General features: G+C 69.8%; 11 protein-coding genes and 2 pseudogenes. 7 read left to right on the top strand and 6 right to left on the bottom strand.

Annotated features, from left to right (window positions below):
- Position 1: 1 nt before the first annotated feature.
- Positions 2-364 (bottom strand): zinc ribbon domain-containing protein YjdM, encoded by a 363-nt coding sequence (locus ACFYO2_RS47230; protein WP_388363074.1) that lies wholly within the window; start codon positions 362-364, stop codon positions 2-4.
- Positions 365-647: 283 nt separating this feature from the next.
- Here ACFYO2_RS47230 and ACFYO2_RS47225 point away from each other — a divergent pair.
- Positions 648-788 (top strand): annotated as a pseudogene (locus tag ACFYO2_RS47225) (Hsp20/alpha crystallin family protein); the annotation flags it as partial.
- A 284-nt stretch (positions 789-1,072) separates the two neighbouring features.
- Here ACFYO2_RS47225 and ACFYO2_RS47220 read toward each other — a convergent pair.
- On the bottom strand, positions 1,073-2,128 hold the full coding sequence (locus tag ACFYO2_RS47220; RefSeq protein ID WP_388363071.1) for a hypothetical protein: 1,056 nt from the start codon (positions 2,126-2,128) through the stop codon (positions 1,073-1,075).
- 1,241 nt (positions 2,129-3,369) lie between these two features.
- On the opposite strand from ACFYO2_RS47220, the gene ACFYO2_RS47215 reads away from it, so the two are divergent.
- Positions 3,370-4,182 (top strand): alpha/beta fold hydrolase, encoded by an 813-nt coding sequence (locus ACFYO2_RS47215; RefSeq protein ID WP_388363068.1) that lies wholly within the window; start codon positions 3,370-3,372, stop codon positions 4,180-4,182.
- A 20-nt stretch (positions 4,183-4,202) separates the two neighbouring features.
- Positions 4,203-4,349, top strand: a complete 147-nt coding sequence (locus ACFYO2_RS47210; protein ID WP_388363065.1) for a hypothetical protein — start codon at positions 4,203-4,205, stop codon at positions 4,347-4,349.
- Between the two features lie 111 nt (positions 4,350-4,460).
- On the opposite strand, the gene ACFYO2_RS47205 is transcribed toward ACFYO2_RS47210, so the two are convergent.
- From ACFYO2_RS47205 to ACFYO2_RS47195, 3 genes are all read right to left on the bottom strand, one after another.
- A complete protein-coding gene (locus ACFYO2_RS47205; RefSeq protein WP_388363062.1) occupies positions 4,461-5,390 on the bottom strand; it encodes a glycoside hydrolase family 16 protein in 930 nt (309 codons plus the stop codon).
- 391 nt (positions 5,391-5,781) lie between these two features.
- The gene (locus tag ACFYO2_RS47200) at positions 5,782-6,270 is read right to left on the bottom strand and encodes a potassium channel family protein (RefSeq protein ID WP_388363059.1); all 489 of its coding nucleotides are present in this window, start codon (positions 6,268-6,270) and stop codon (positions 5,782-5,784) included.
- Between the two features lie 415 nt (positions 6,271-6,685).
- The gene (locus ACFYO2_RS47195) at positions 6,686-7,207 is read right to left on the bottom strand and encodes a hypothetical protein (protein ID WP_388363056.1); all 522 of its coding nucleotides are present in this window, start codon (positions 7,205-7,207) and stop codon (positions 6,686-6,688) included.
- A gap of 206 nt (positions 7,208-7,413) precedes the next feature.
- Here ACFYO2_RS47195 and ACFYO2_RS47190 point away from each other — a divergent pair, with 206 nt between their 5' ends.
- Both ACFYO2_RS47190 and ACFYO2_RS47185 read left to right on the top strand, forming a co-directional pair.
- The gene (locus tag ACFYO2_RS47190; protein WP_388363054.1) at positions 7,414-7,872 is read left to right on the top strand and encodes a hypothetical protein; all 459 of its coding nucleotides are present in this window, start codon (positions 7,414-7,416) and stop codon (positions 7,870-7,872) included.
- Between the two features lie 1,444 nt (positions 7,873-9,316).
- The gene (locus tag ACFYO2_RS47185; RefSeq protein WP_388363051.1) at positions 9,317-11,137 is read left to right on the top strand and encodes a diguanylate cyclase domain-containing protein; all 1,821 of its coding nucleotides are present in this window, start codon (positions 9,317-9,319) and stop codon (positions 11,135-11,137) included.
- Positions 11,138-11,314: 177 nt separating this feature from the next.
- On the opposite strand, the gene ACFYO2_RS47180 is transcribed toward ACFYO2_RS47185, so the two are convergent.
- Positions 11,315-12,916 (bottom strand): LuxR C-terminal-related transcriptional regulator, encoded by a 1,602-nt coding sequence (locus ACFYO2_RS47180; RefSeq protein ID WP_388363048.1) that lies wholly within the window; start codon positions 12,914-12,916, stop codon positions 11,315-11,317.
- Here ACFYO2_RS47180 and ACFYO2_RS47175 point away from each other — a divergent pair.
- Positions 12,876-13,304 carry a hypothetical protein gene (locus tag ACFYO2_RS47175; RefSeq protein WP_388363045.1) on the top strand — a complete coding sequence of 143 codons (429 nt, stop codon included), beginning with the start codon at positions 12,876-12,878 and terminating at the stop codon, positions 13,302-13,304. The genes ACFYO2_RS47180 and ACFYO2_RS47175 overlap by 41 nt on opposite strands.
- Before the next feature lie 14 nt (positions 13,305-13,318).
- A pseudogene (locus ACFYO2_RS47170) lies at positions 13,319-13,864 on the top strand (ATP-binding protein); the annotation flags it as partial.
- Positions 13,865-13,959: the final 95 nt, after the last annotated feature.

Raw genomic sequence — 13,959 nt, 5'->3', positions numbered from 1 at the left:
GTCAGGCTTTCTTGACCACGCTGGACTTGAGCTGCATCGCACCGAAACCATCGATCTTGCAGTCGATGTCGTGGCCGTCGACCCCGTCGACCAGCCGGATGCCGCGCACCTTGGTACCGGCCTTGATCCCCGACGGGCTGCCCTTGACCTTGAGCGCCTTGACGACCACCACGGCGTCACCGTCCTGCAGCACATTGCCCACGGAGTCCTTGACAACTCGTTCCCCGGCGGCGCCCCCGCCCTCTGCGCTGCCCTCGGCGGCAGGAACCCATTCGTGCCCGCACTCCGGGCACACCACCAGGGCGTTCATCTCGTAGGTGTACTCACAGGAGCACTTCGGGCAAGGGGGAAGGTTCTCGATCATCCCGCCAGGCTATCCGGCACCGGCTTCTGGCCCGACGGACGAAGCCACAGCCTCAGCGCCGGGACATGTGGATGGTCCTCGCGGCTGATCGCCATCAGGCGAAAGCTCATGCGCGGCGCGGGTTCTCGCCGGAGGAAATCGTGGCGGGGACCTCAGCGGCCTCCTCCTCGCCGCCGGCATCCAAAGTCTCACCGCGCGACGGCGCAGCATATGTCAGCGCGCTGGGTGCGAGACTCCGGGTCCTGCCGGGACGGGCCGGACCACCGACGGCATCGACATCGAGATGGCCGACCGGGAGCTGGTCATCAGCGGCGAGCTCAAGGAGCGCGAGCGCACCGGCATCCTGCGCCGCGGCACCCGGCGCACCGGCCGCTTCGAGTACCGCGCCGTCTTGCCCGGCGAGATCAACGCCGAAGGCGTAGAAGCGAAGCTCAGCGAAGGTGTGCTGAGCATCAAGGTGCCCAAGGCCGAAGCGCCAAGCCCCGCCACATTGAGATCACGGCCGGACGGGAGAGCGACACCTCGTCCGCCGAGGGCGGCCAGGAGAGCGACACCCCGCCCGACGGGGGGCAGAGGTAGATCGCGCGCAGCCCTGGAGCCGGCCAGGGCGGCTCCAGGGCTGCTCACGAGTTTCCGTCCCCCGGCACCGGGAGCGCGCCGCGCTGCGCGGCAATCACCCCTCCAGCGGCAGACGCCCGCCTGTTCGGCTCACAGGGCAGTGCGCGCTTGGGCTGCGGAGATGACCTCCTGGCGCTGGCTGTGGCGCCGCTCGTACTCCAGGACCTGGCGGGCGACGCTGGAGGGGACGTTCTGCAACTGGGTGGTGATCTTGTCGGGGTTCATGGTGTCGTAGCCGCCCCAGGGTTCGCTGCCGCGCAGCTGCTCGATGGTGTCCAGGACCGGGGGCCGGTTGGAGTGGGTGCGTTCGTATCCCTCGATGACCGTCAGGTCGGACTGGGACAGCGGGCGCAGCTGCTGCAGGATCTCCTCGACGCTCAGCTGGCTGAAGCGGGGGATCGGCAACTCCGCCTCCCGTGTCACCGATCCTTGGACCTCTTGGGCCATGCGGGTCACGTCGGGCATCTCCCGCACGGCGCCCGTGGCCGCGGCCCTGGCCCGCCGGCCGCTGCTCTGGGCGATGTCCTGTACCCGGTCGGCGGCGTCCCGCAGGGCGCCGGCGGCCGTGTCGGCCAGGCTGCCGCCGTTCTCCTGGATGAAGCCGTTGGCCGCGGCGGCCACGGCCCGTGCGCGATCGGCGACGCTGTCTTCCAGTTTCTCGAGCAGTTCCTCGTCCTGGCGGCGCAGTGCGGCGAGCAGGTCGGCGGTAGCCTGGTCACGGGCCTCTTCGGCGATGCTCTGGCCGGCCCGGCAGGTCGCGAGCGCCCGGGCGGTGACCGTGTACTCGTCTTCGGCGTTCCTCAGCAGCCGCCGCTCGTCGTTCGGCCACCGGCCGCGCAGCATCTCCGTCAGGAACGTGGATCCGATGGCCAGCGGCAGCATGGCGGTGCGCACGGCGCCTCGCGAGATGAACCGCGCCATATCCATGGTGTCCCCGACAAGCCCCCCGCGGGGCCGCAGCTCGCGCACGTGGTGCTCGATGCGCTGAAGGCTGTCCTGGACGTCGTCCACCTGGCGCTCGAGCATCTGCCGGTAGGGGCCGGGCGGCGTGATCGTCACATCCGCCCTGAACCGGTCGACGACCGCCTCATGCGCCTCGCGGGCATCCTCCAGCGCCGGTACGAGCGCGTCCGTCATCACTGCCATGGGGGTGCTCCCTGGGGGTGTGGGGGTCAGGCGGCCGACCAGAGGGCCGCGCAGAGGGAAACGGCTGCCCGCCGGGCCTTTCCGCGGTTGGACAGCCAAAGACCATCTTGTGGGGCCCGGAGCGAGATTGCCGGGAGGCTGGGCCCGTTCGCGTCCGACGGCTGTGCCCCGCTGGGACGCTTTCATCCCCGCTCGCCTGCTGTCCCCGCTGGGCACATGCAGCAGACGGGAAACAAATCCTTCATCCCCTTCAGAGCCGGCCCCTGACCTCGCGCGGGGCTGAAAGGGTGATGACGGCGGTCGTGCTGTGTCGAAAGTCTTGATCACGCGTTGGTCCGGGCGTGAATCCTCGCGTGGACGATGCTGTGCCGCATGCGGCACCTCTCGGGCTTACTGGCTCCCAGCCCGAGCGGGATGACCCGGGCGCCGACGCCAAGCGTGACGGCGGGTGGAGCCGGGCCGTGATGGTCATCTACTCAGGGGTGCTTGTTGCGGCTGCTGTGGTGCTTGCCGTTGCGGACCGGCTCCCTTGAGAGATCCAGTGATGGGTGGTCAGGGCAGGCCGGATACTCCGCGGGCAGCCGGGTTCGATGCGGGGGCGTGCCTGCGTGACCAGCTGGCCGAGGCGATCGCCTCCCTTCGCTGGCAGACCGCGGTGATGCTGCAGAACGCCCCCAGCCGTGGGAGTGGAGTCCGTGTCACCGGGCCGGAGAGCGAGTCGCCTGGCTCGCAGCCCACGGGGTCACAACCTGGGGACTGATCCAACTGGTGACAAGGCGCTATCCGGAAGGCTGCGTTATTCGAGGGTCGAGGGACCGCGGACGCCAGGTCCCCTCGGCCGAGGCGGTGCTGGTGTGGTCAGCCTGCTCATGGGTCGTGTCCGCCGCGTCGTGCCTGGTGATCCGTCGGGTGCGCGCTGTGGTCCTCCACGGATGGGGGATGGCGTGGCCGGCTCGGCTGGCCGGCGTTGGGCGGGGCTTGGAAGATGAAGCGCGGGGCACGCTGTGGCTCCGGTCCGGGTTGGGATGATCGTGAAGGGGTTTGCGTGCTGTGTGCGGCTGGCAGGGCGACATCGACGCGTGCCCACCTCTGGCTCTGTCGGGGTCTGTGCCGTGGGTGAGGCCCCGGTCGTGGAGACCGGCGCCCGGACACTGGCTGCACCGCAAGTACGCGACAGGCAACTGTCCCTGGGTGTACGACCCGTCAGGGTCGATGCAGACGGCGTCCCACTGTCTGGTTTGATGAGTGAGCCTGCGGATGGTTGTGCGCGTGCGGTCATCGTTGCGTTGCACGGCGGGGGGATGAATGCCGGGTATTTCGATGGTCAGGCGCACCCGGATGTGTCCTTGCTGGCGTTGGGCGCGCGCTTGGGCTATACGGTGCTGGCGCTGGACCGTCCCGGCTACGGTGCGTCAGTTGGCCGCTTTCCCCGGGGGCAGAGACTGACCGCGCAGGCCGCGACGTTGCGGGCCGCAATCGCCGCGTTCACCGCCCGCCACGCACCTGGTGCCGGCACCTTGCTGCTGGGTCATTCCTTCGGGGCCAAGGTCGCCTTCGCCGCCGCCGCGGACAACGGCGTGCGGGAGTTGCTGGGCGTGGATGTCTCGGGGTGCGGCCGCAGGCTCGCGGTGAACCCCGGCCTGGTCGGCCGTGAGGCGGGCTTGGGACTGCGGCGATTGAACTGGGGGCCGTTGAGCTTGTATCCAGTGGAGACGTTCCAGGTGAGCCAGTCGGTGGTGGCGCCGGTGCCTGCGCATGAGGTCGGCACGGTGGTGGCCTGGACGCGGCTGTCGGCCGGGATCCTGCCGCGCGTCCGTGTCCCTGTCCGGCTGACGTTCGCCGAGCATGAGGCCTGGTGGCGCCACGACGATGAGGCGATCGCCGATCTGATCACGCGGCTGTCCGACGCTCCACGCATCGTTGTCGACCGCCTGCCTGACACCGGCCACAACATCAGCCTCGGCTGGACCGCCCGCGCCTACCACCTCAAAGCCCTGGCGTTCGCCGAGGAATGCCTTGCCCGCGCACGCCTCACGGCAGCCCAGGAATTCTGACCCCGGCACCCGCCCTGAGCGTGAGCGACACCGGCATCCCCGCGGCCGAGCAGGAAAAGCTCTTCCAGCGCTTCTTTCCTGTCTCCAAGGCCACCGACGCGGCCATCCCTGGAACCGGTCCGGGGCTTGCCATCGTGCGCACGATCGTGGCCAACGACGGTGGGTGAGACGGAGGTGCGCTCAGAAGAGGGCCGGGGAACCAGGATCACCGCCCCGCTTCCGCTCACCGGCACGGACGGCGCGGCAGACGCCGCCTGAACAACGTTGTCGCCGCCGGTTCAGACGGTGTCCTCGAACGTCACCCCCCGCGCCCGGTAGCCGTTGACCACGCCCTGCACCTGGGCCGGAGTCAGCACTTGGTCCTTGAGGTGGTACACGTAGTCGACCCTCTGGTCGTACGCGCGCGACCGCTTGCTGTTCGTCCCCAGAACGTCGATCAGCCAGTGGTTGAAGCGGATGTCCATCGACGCCTCGGGCAGGTACGGCTCCGTGTGCGAGGCGAAGGGCCTGCCGTCGATGTGGTAGTTGATGCGCTCGGTGTCGACCGTGATCACCAGATTGTGCCAGCCGGCGAAGCCGGCGCGCTCCTGAGTGGTGACGGCGACGGACTGCCAGGGCTCCTCCTGGTACGTCTCCCACGAGGTGGCAAGCAGGGCGCTGCCCGGGATGCCCCATCCGCCGTTGGGCAGGTACTCGAAGTCGAGCTCGCCGTAGTCCGGGTCCATGGGGTAATTCAGCGGCGTGAGGGTGAAGAACGTCTGCACCATGTGGTCGCCGTCCGGTCCGAACACCGGAGCGTCGCTGAACTGGACGCGTGCGGCATAGGTGCCGCGGTGGAACTTGCGCTGGCTGTAGATCTCCGTCTGCGACGTGCCGGAGGCCGTTCCGTTGCTGCCGGAGCGTAGCCTCATGATCGAGTTGCCGGACTCGGTGGCGAAGGTGATGTCCTGCGGTCGCCAGGTGGCGCCCGGAACGCCGGGCCCGCCCTGACCGGACTTCAGGGTCCAGCCGCGCTGGCTGATCCGTGGATCGGTGTGGTTCGTGTAGTCGAAGTCGTCGAACAGCGCCTGGCCGACGACGGGTTGCGTGACTGCCGCGCTTTGGGCGGCATCGGCTCTCCCGGGGAGGGCGGCAAGACCTGCGCAGACCAGTCCGGTCGCGACAAGCAGAGCGGTCCTGGGGCGCAGGGGCACGGCGAATCCGGTCATGGGTGGACTGCCTTTCGTGGGGGCGCCAACGCGTGTGGCGGCCGCAGTCCGCATGCGCGAACAGCGCGCGCCCCAGATGATGCGGGTGGGCAGCGTCGAGCGTTGCACATGAAAACTAAGTGGCTGTCAGGAGACTGGCACGGGAAAACCTGAGTACGACACGGCCTGGTGGCCGGATCACCCGAATGCGTGACGTCCGTGCGCCACAATCCCAGCCCTGGCGCGGAGGCAGAAGCTGGGTGATGTCGCGGACAGGGGCGTCAACGGTTGTGCCCGGCGCGGCGGCGAACCAGAAAGTGGCCCCATCCGTTCGGAACCATCGCTGAGCGATCAGTGGATGTCGAACGCCTCTGCCGATCGGTGGCTCTTCGTCAGAAAGGGGAACCTGGTCTCACCCGGCCCCTCCCTCTGTTTCCTTGCTGGTGAGCATCCGCTCGACGCGGTCGAAGCGTTCGTGCAGCGCGTGCGCCGTCTCGTCGCACAGGCGATGCGCGGCCTCTTCGGCACTGCGGGCCAGGTGCCGGCGCCGAACGTCCTCCCGGCCGACGAACCAGGTCGCGAGAGCAGCGGTGACAATGCCGTACGTGGTGATGCCGACGACCATCACCACGGAGCCGATGAGCCGGCCCCAGAGCGTCACTGGGTAGAAGTCTCCGTAGCCCACCGTGGTCGCCGTCTCGATCGACCACCACAGCGCCCTCGGGTACGTCGTCAGGTTGGCGGCCACGTCGCCCCGTTCGGCGGCCACCACCGCCCCGGAACCGACCAGCATCGTGATGCCCAGGACGACGGTGGCACCGCCTGCGGCCTTCAGGTGAAGCGAACGGCCTTCCCGGCCGAGTAGCAGATCGACCGCTTTGGTCAGGAATCCGGGCAGCACGGTCCCTCCTCCCGTCTCCGCCTGCCGCGGCAGGCGGCGATGCGGACCGGCATGCGCCCAGTGTCGGTGCGTGGACGTGCACGGGCACGCCCGCCGACGCATCCGAGTGCCGGGAGGCCGAGCCTCAGAGCGGGGCACCTGCCGGAGGGCGGACGTGGGGCGTCATCGAGACCTCTCTGCCCGGCTGCGGTGATGTCCGCCAGAGGCTGAGCATGACGCTGACGGTCGCGGCGGACGGGGCGCCCGCCACGCCGAGCTGGACGTCGCCGCCGTCCCCGCGGGCTCCCACGGATCACTGTCACCGACGGCGGGCTCGACGGTACGTCGCACGACTCCACCGAGCAGGCGGTACTCGGCACCCAACGGTCCCGTCAGCCAAACCGAGGCAGACCGCCGCGGCATCCGGCCGACACGATCAGTGCTGGATGGCGGCCTTGGCGGCAACGATCACCAGGCCGAGCGCCAGGTTGACAGCGCCGGCGAACACCACCGCACGGCGGGACGCGCCGGCTCGGAGAACCCCGGCGCTGGCCCAGGCGACCTGCTGGACCACGGCGACGCCGAGCGCCAGCCATGCCGTGCCCTCGAGCCCCAGACCGAGAAGCGGACTGATCGCGACAGCCGCTGCCGGAGGACCGGACGCCTGCGCGATCGGCCACTCGTGGGCGCAGACACGGCGGATCTCGGGCCACGTCAGGGGCTCGTGCGGCAGCAGGTGGCCGACGACAGCCGAGTAAGCGTGGGCGGCCCAGAACACGATCCCTGTGCACAGCAGGAGCAGCACGAGCTGAAGGCGCGGGTACGGGCCGGATGTACTGGCTCCGGCGACCACCGAGGCGGCCAGGAGTGAGCCGTGGACGGCGCCCGTGCAGTCGGTCCGGGCCGTGCCGGGCGGCCGCCCGGCGTCTGGCTTTCGCAGGCTGGTCCGGCTTGTCACGTTTCTATGATCATCACAAGGACCGCGTTGCCGCACGCGGGTCCGTGCCGTCGGTCGCGGCAGTCGGTGTGGCCGAAGCCGGCGGGAGCCGCCGTATCCGACGCGCAGGCTTGAGATGCCGAGTCGCCGATGCGGTGCGAGCCTGAACACGAAGGCGCACCAGCGCTGGTGCAGTACCGGCGCCAGCTTCACCGAAGGAGCGCACTATGGCCAGTCATGCCACCGACACCCGTCATACCGACAGCCGTCGCACCGACCAACGCCACACTGCCCCATGGGCGGCGGAAAGCCGGTGGGCCACGGGGTGGACCGCCGTGGCGGCGGTTCTGATGATCCTCGGTGGGATCATGGCGATCTTCCAGGGCATCTCCGCTCTCGCCGGGGACGATGTGTTCGTCGCCACGGAGAACTTCACCTACGAATTCAGTCTCACCGGTTGGGGCTGGCTGCACTTGGCCCTCGGCATCGTGGTGGCCCTCGCAGGCCTGGCGCTGTTCACCGGTGCACTGTGGGCCCGCGCCGTGGGGATCGTGCTGGCCGGGCTGGGCATGGTGGCCAACTTCGTCTGGTTGCCTCACGCGCCGGTCTGGGCCATCGTGCTCATCATCGTGCACGGCTTCATCATCTGGGCGCTCTGCGTGCCTCGCCACGAGGCTCAGGCGTAGGGCGGGCAACTGCCCACAGCTGCCTGTCGGCTGACGAGAGCGTGGCCCGACGGACACGCGGACATCGGCCCGCCGGGCGCGCACCGTTCATCAGCTGTGTCGCCCCGACTCGTGCCGCGCGTTCCCGAGGACCAGGGATGGGCTTGGTCCTGCCGACGCCGTTGGCGTTGCCGGCCGCGGGCAGCAACGCCCTCGCGACCGCACTCCAGCGGCATGCGGCGCTGACCGTGCCGCATGCCGCTGGCCGTCCGGCGACCGGCCCGGCGGCGGGAACGTACGGGGGATCACCGGTCCGGCCTCGTCGGCGCAGACGACCGTCGCGCCCTCGGGCGGGCAGGGGTAAGCTCGTTGATCCTGGTCCTTTTACCTCGAAGTCCGCGTTTCTCGACCGGTCCAGGACGGGGTGCGGCGCCGACGCGCCCTCTCGGCCAGCAGGATCCAACGGACCTGGCTGCGGCCGATTTCGGTACCCAGCGGCCGGGCCACGGCGGCCGGCGCGTGGAGGGTCCACTCCGGCGGCCCGGGCTCATCCTCCGCGGACAGTTCCCTGTCCGCCTGCAGGGCCAGCCGACCGGGGGCACTTGCTTGACCAGACCGATGATTCTGAGCGTTCCGCCTCGGTGAACCGCTGTTTGCGGCTCTGCCCGCCCAGATCCTCCAGCCCTTGCAGGCCCAAGCGGTTGAAGCGGTGCAACCAGCGGCGGACTGCTTGGGACTGCACCTCAGCTCATCCGCGATGGTCGGCACCCGCCGCCCGGCCCGGCCCCGCCCAGCTCGACCATCCACGCCCGCAGTGCCAGGTCAGGCCCCTCAATTCGGTACGCCGACCGGCTCGCCGACATCGGCGACGCCTCCTCGGTCCGTCGCGGATCGCTACGAGCCCCGGGGCAGCTCAAACTGATAGCTGTCAGCACAAAGCGGCTCGTCCATTTTTCAGGTGAACTTACCGCTTTTCGCTGGTTGCGCTTTATGGGTCTTCATATCCTCTTCTCGACTGGGGCAGACAGGACACAGTGTGTCCACCCTTCTCTGAGCTTGATGACCGTCGGGGGTTCGTGTGAGGCTGGGCAAGGCCGGTTGGGGGGGCTCGTTGCACGCCGTTCGTATCGGCTGGCGATCGGCAGCCTGTGGGCGGGGCAAGACTCTGGGGCTGGGATTTGTGCTCGCCGCCGCAGTGAGCGCGGGCGCGACAGCGACGCTGCTCATCCCCGTCGTTGCAGGAGTGCCGGCTGCGCATGGTCTGGCCGCCCTGTCCCTCCTCGGGCGTGCCAAGGCGGCCGCCGGACGGGTGCGTCTTCGCCTCGTACTCTTTGCGGGTTCTGCGGCAGCGGGTGGCCTTCACCACCTCGTGGTCAGTCAGCTCCCTTCCTCTCGGGGGGAGCCCGTCGGTGGCGTCCACTTCGTCCTCCAGCTGCTGGCGGTTACCGGAATCGTCCTGTGTCTGGTGGTGGCGATCGCCGGATTGGTGATCGCAGTTGCGGACCGCGGCACGACGCTGATCTGGCTGCGGCGAGTCCTGGACGGATGGATGATCGCCGGCTCCCTGCTCACCCTGGGCTGGGTGCTGCTGCTGCATCGCGCCGACCGAAGCGGCGATGCGTTCGGTTCTTTGCAGGATCTGGCACGCGTGGTGACGGACATCGTGGTCTTCGGACTTCTGGTGGCACTGCGCTACTCCCTGAAACGTCCTGAGCGCACAGCGACAACGGTGGGGGCCCTGGCCCTCGTCGCTTTGTCTGCAAGCGACATGCTGCGCATCCTGATGCCGGCCCCCGGCACCTGGTACGGCATTCCTTGCGCGGCGGCCTGCTCGATCACTGGCCTGGTCCTCATCGCCGTCGCCCCGTGGCTGACCGGAGGCACCAGCGTCGTGGACGTCGACCAACACCTCATGCCCGTCTTCGGAGTTGTGGCCGCTTTCGTGCCCGTGGCCGTCTGCGCCCTGGCCCTGGCAGCCCACACCATGGTCGGCGGCCGCACTGACATGGCCCTCATGGTCCTGGCAGGCTCGCTGCTTGTCGCGCTTGGTATCCGGCAAGGCATCATCCACGCCGATCACCTTCATATCACCCGCGAAGCCACCACCCGGGAGGCTCTTTACCGCACCCTGGTCGACGGCACTCGCGACGTGATCACCATCGTCAGCCCGGACGGCCGCGTCCGCTACGTCAGTCCTGCCGCCCACCACGTCTTCGGTTACCGGCCCGAGGACCTGCTGGGTGCCCACCTGCCGCTGCACTGCCACCCCGACGACCTGACGCCGCTGATGCAAGCAGTCGAGGCGCTGCGGCAGGAAGCCGCATCAGGCATCCGCGGTCCGGGCCGCCGCGTGTCGTGCCGGGTCCGCCACGCCGACGGACGTTGGCGCCACGTCGAATCGACGGTCAGCCACCACACCGAGGGAATGATCTTCAGTAGTCGCGATGTGACCGAACGACTCGCCCTGCAGGAACAACTCGAGCACCTGGCCTTCCACGACGCGCTCACCGGACTGCCCAACCGGGCCCTCTTCGCCGACCGAGTCGCGCACGCCATGCGGAAACGGACCAATCACACAGCCCCACCCACAGTGCTCTTCGTGGACCTGGACGGCTTCAAGGCCGTCAACGACTCGGCCGGACACGCGGTCGGCGACGCTCTCCTGGTCCACGCCGCTCGTCGGCTCCAGGCATCCGTACGGGCCGGAGACACCGTAGCCCGCCTCGGCGGTGACGAGTTCGCCGCCCTTTTGGAGGGAGAGGCCGGGACACACCCCTCGCGGGCCAGAGACGTCGCCGAGCGAATCTTCTCCGCTCTGACACAGCCCTACCAGATCGCAGGCAAAGAGGCGCTCGTCTCGGCCTCCATCGGCATGGCAGTAGCCCTCCCCGGCGTCACACCGGACGAACTCCTCAACCACGCAGACAAAGCCATGTACGAGGCCAAAAGAGCAGGCAAGGCGCGCATCCGCATGCACATCCCCCAGCCCTACCAAGACCGCAACAGTCCGTCACCCGAGGCCCACCACGCGGCCATTCCTCTCCAGGCGTCAGAGGAACCGGCTGCGCAAGACCCGCCGCCAGCCCATCAAGGCGACCGTCAGGACCGATCAGCGGCGCGCCCCTGCGTTCCTGCCGCCGGATCGGCCATGGGCAACCAGTACAACGGCCAGAGCCAGACGCAGGCGCTGCAGCACGCCACAACCGGTGATCACCCTACCGAGCATCTACCCCTGCGGTGGCAACAACCAGGACCTCGGAGAGAGGTAGGGCAGCACAAGAGTTAGCAGGCGCCGGGCGGCCGCCGCCTCGATCCGTGAGGTGCCCCGAGTTCCATGGAGTCCGGTGATCTTGTTTCAAGTGGACTTAACACCGCACCCTGGGGCGGGCCCCCACGGCCTGTTTCCTTGAGCGCACGGCCGCTTTGCCCGGCAGGGCCAGGGAGGTCCCCTCCAGCCCGCGGCTCATCGCGGCTGCTCGGCGGCACCGGGGCCGAGTACGTCGCGCAGTTGGGCGCGGCCCGTGATGCCGAGCTTGGGGAAGATCTTGTGCAGGTGGAAGCCGATGGTGCGCGGAGAGAGGTAGAGGCGGGCTCCGATGTCGCGGTTCGTCAGGCCTTCCGCGGCCAGCTGGGCGATCTGCAGTTCTTGCGGCGTCAGGTCGGTCAGGTCGTCGGGCGAGGCGGAAGCCGCCACGGCCACGCCCGCCGCGCGGAGTTCGGCGGTGGTGCGCTCGATCCAGGGGCGTGCGTCAAGGCGCTCGAAGATGTCGAGGGCGGTGCCGAGCAGGGGGCGCGCCTCGGCGGTCCGTCGGCGGCGGCGTAGCCACTCGGCGAAATCCAGGTGAGCGAGGGCGTACTCGAAAGGCCATCGGGCACCGGCCAGGTCGCCGATCGCCGCACGGAAACGGGACTCCGCGTCGTCGAGATCGCTCAGCAGGGCCGAGGCGCGGTGCACGACCGCGGCCAGGCGGGCCGAGCGGGACTTCTCCAAGTTCCGCTCGGCGGCGTGGAGCACGGTGCGGGCATCGTCCGCTCGTCCGCTGCGGACGGCTGCGGCAGCGAGGTCGGCGAGGTAGTAGAGGGAGGCGTGGTAGTGCACGGGGGCCGGGCGGGCGTCCTGGGTGAAGACGCGGCGCAGTTGCTCGTACGCCTGCTCGTGGTCGCCTTCCGCGAGGGCCGCCATGCCGAGCGCGTGACGGTGACGCACGTACAGGCTGCGGGACTTGCGCAGGTCCCGGCCCCGGACGGCGTGCTCCACCTGGGCACGCGCGGCCGCGTGGTCGCCGCGGGCGGCGCGGAGTGTGGCCTGGAGGAGCGGCGATCCCACGGTGACGTTGTCCGCACCCGCCTCCGTCGCCATCCAGAATGCCTCCTCGGCGGCGGACTGGGCCGCGCTCCAGGCTCCGCTCTCGAACAGTGCCAGGGCGAGGGCCTGTGCGACGGTGCAGTTGGCGCCGGCCGTCGCGGTCCGTCGCAGCTGGTCCATGGCCTGGCCTAGCAGGCGTACGGCCTCATCGGTCTCGTCCAGGATCCAGGCGGCGGCGCCCAGCTGGACGAGCTCGGACAGGGAGCCGTCCGGCAGGGTGCCCGTCGCGTGGGTGAGGCGCTTCAGCAACTGCCGCCGGTCCGTGAAGGGATGGCCGGCCGCCTGGTGCCAGACGCTGTCGGTCTCGTCGGGCTGCGGGGCGATGAGACCGCTGATGCGCTGGATGTCGTGCCGGTAGCGGGAGTCGCCGGAGTTGTACGCCGGGGTCGCGGCCGTTCCCAGCGCGCTCAGCGCGAGGGCGGGCGCCGGGACGGCCATGGACTCGGCCACGGGCAGCAGGAAGGCCAGGGAGTCGTCGTGCCGCAGGGTGACGGCGAGTGACCAGCCGGCCCGCAGGGATGCCTCGGCGAGGAGCTGGGGGTCGTCGGTCAGGGCGTCGACGCGGCCCGCGATCTCCCCGACCCACTGCGGATGTCCCGCGTACATGGCGGACGTGGCCGCGGCGAGCAGACGGCGGGCGCGCTCCTGGGGCTCCGGGGTGAGTTCGGCGGCGCGTTCCAGCGCGGTCGCCGAGTTCACCCCGGTCCACGACGCCTGGTGGCAGGCGGCCTGCACCGCCCACGGCGACGCGGAGGGCACCCGGGCGCTCATCTCCGTCCTGCTGCTGCACCGGCACATGGTCCACGAGCACGTGGTGGCCGGGATCGCGACCGCGCTGCGGGCCGGCGCGCTGACCGCCGACGCGGTCGCCCTGGAGGCCCGCAAGTGGGGCGAGGCCGACCAGGGCGCCGAACAGCCGGCCGACCAGGACACCCCGCGCCGCCGGGTGGACGGCAGGGCGACGGTGACCTCGCTGACCGAGCGGCGCCTGGCCGCGCTGCCGCCCGATCCCAGGCCGCTGCCGTCGGTGGCCGTCTACGACCAGCTGCTGCGATTCCGTCGGCGTCCCGCCGACGGCCAGGCATAGCAGGAAGGGGCACCGTGACCGCCAAGCGCAACCGCGGACTGACCGAACAGGCCGCCGACACCGCCGTGGACCAGGCGTGCCGGATGCTCCGGCTGCCCACCATCCGCTCCCAGTACCCGGAGCTGGCCGAAGCCGCGGCGCGGGACCAGATGACGTATCGCGGGTTCCTGGCCGAGCTGCTGCTGTCCGAATGCGACGACCGGGCCCGCCGGCGTTCCGAGCGGCGGATCAAGGCGGCCGGCTTTCCGCGCGAGAAGTCGATCCGGCAGTTCGACTTCGATGCCAACCCGGTCATCGACCCGGCTGCCATCCACACCCTCGCCAAGTGCGACTGAGTCAAGAAGGGCCTGCCACTGTGCCTGATCGGCGACAGCGGAACAGGCAAGTCCCATCTGCTCATCGCGCTGGGCACCGAGGCGGCGATGCACGAGTACCGGGTGAAGTACGTGCTGGCCACCACGCGTGTCAACGAACTCGTGGAGGCCGCCGACGAGAAGCTGCTGGCCAAGACCATCGCCCGCTACGGCCGCGTTGATCTTTTGTGCATCGACGAGCTTGGCTGTGCGCCACGAGGCGCTGATGGATCTCGCGGGATGAGAGGCCCGCCGCCGGTCCTCGCAGGGACCGGTTGAAGCTGGAGGCAGGCTGAACCCCG

The sequence above is a fragment of the Streptomyces sp. NPDC006602 genome (assembly GCF_042870385.1).
Taxonomy (GTDB): Bacteria; Actinomycetota; Actinomycetes; order Streptomycetales; family Streptomycetaceae; genus Streptomyces.
Note: the sequence above shows the minus strand (reverse complement) of the source record. Positions and strands in the feature narration are given on the sequence as shown.

Coding starts and splice junctions, on each gene's coding strand:
- ACFYO2_RS47205 (WP_388363062.1), bottom strand. CDS start 5,390: ATGACCGGATTCGCCGTGCCCCTGCGCCCCAGGACCGCTCTGCTTGTC.
- ACFYO2_RS47215 (WP_388363068.1), top strand. CDS start 3,370: ATGAGTGAGCCTGCGGATGGTTGTGCGCGTGCGGTCATCGTTGCGTTG.
- ACFYO2_RS47220 (WP_388363071.1), bottom strand. CDS start 2,128: ATGGCAGTGATGACGGACGCGCTCGTACCGGCGCTGGAGGATGCCCGC.
- ACFYO2_RS47230 (WP_388363074.1), bottom strand. CDS start 364: ATGATCGAGAACCTTCCCCCTTGCCCGAAGTGCTCCTGTGAGTACACC.
- ACFYO2_RS47190 (WP_388363054.1), top strand. CDS start 7,414: ATGGCCAGTCATGCCACCGACACCCGTCATACCGACAGCCGTCGCACC.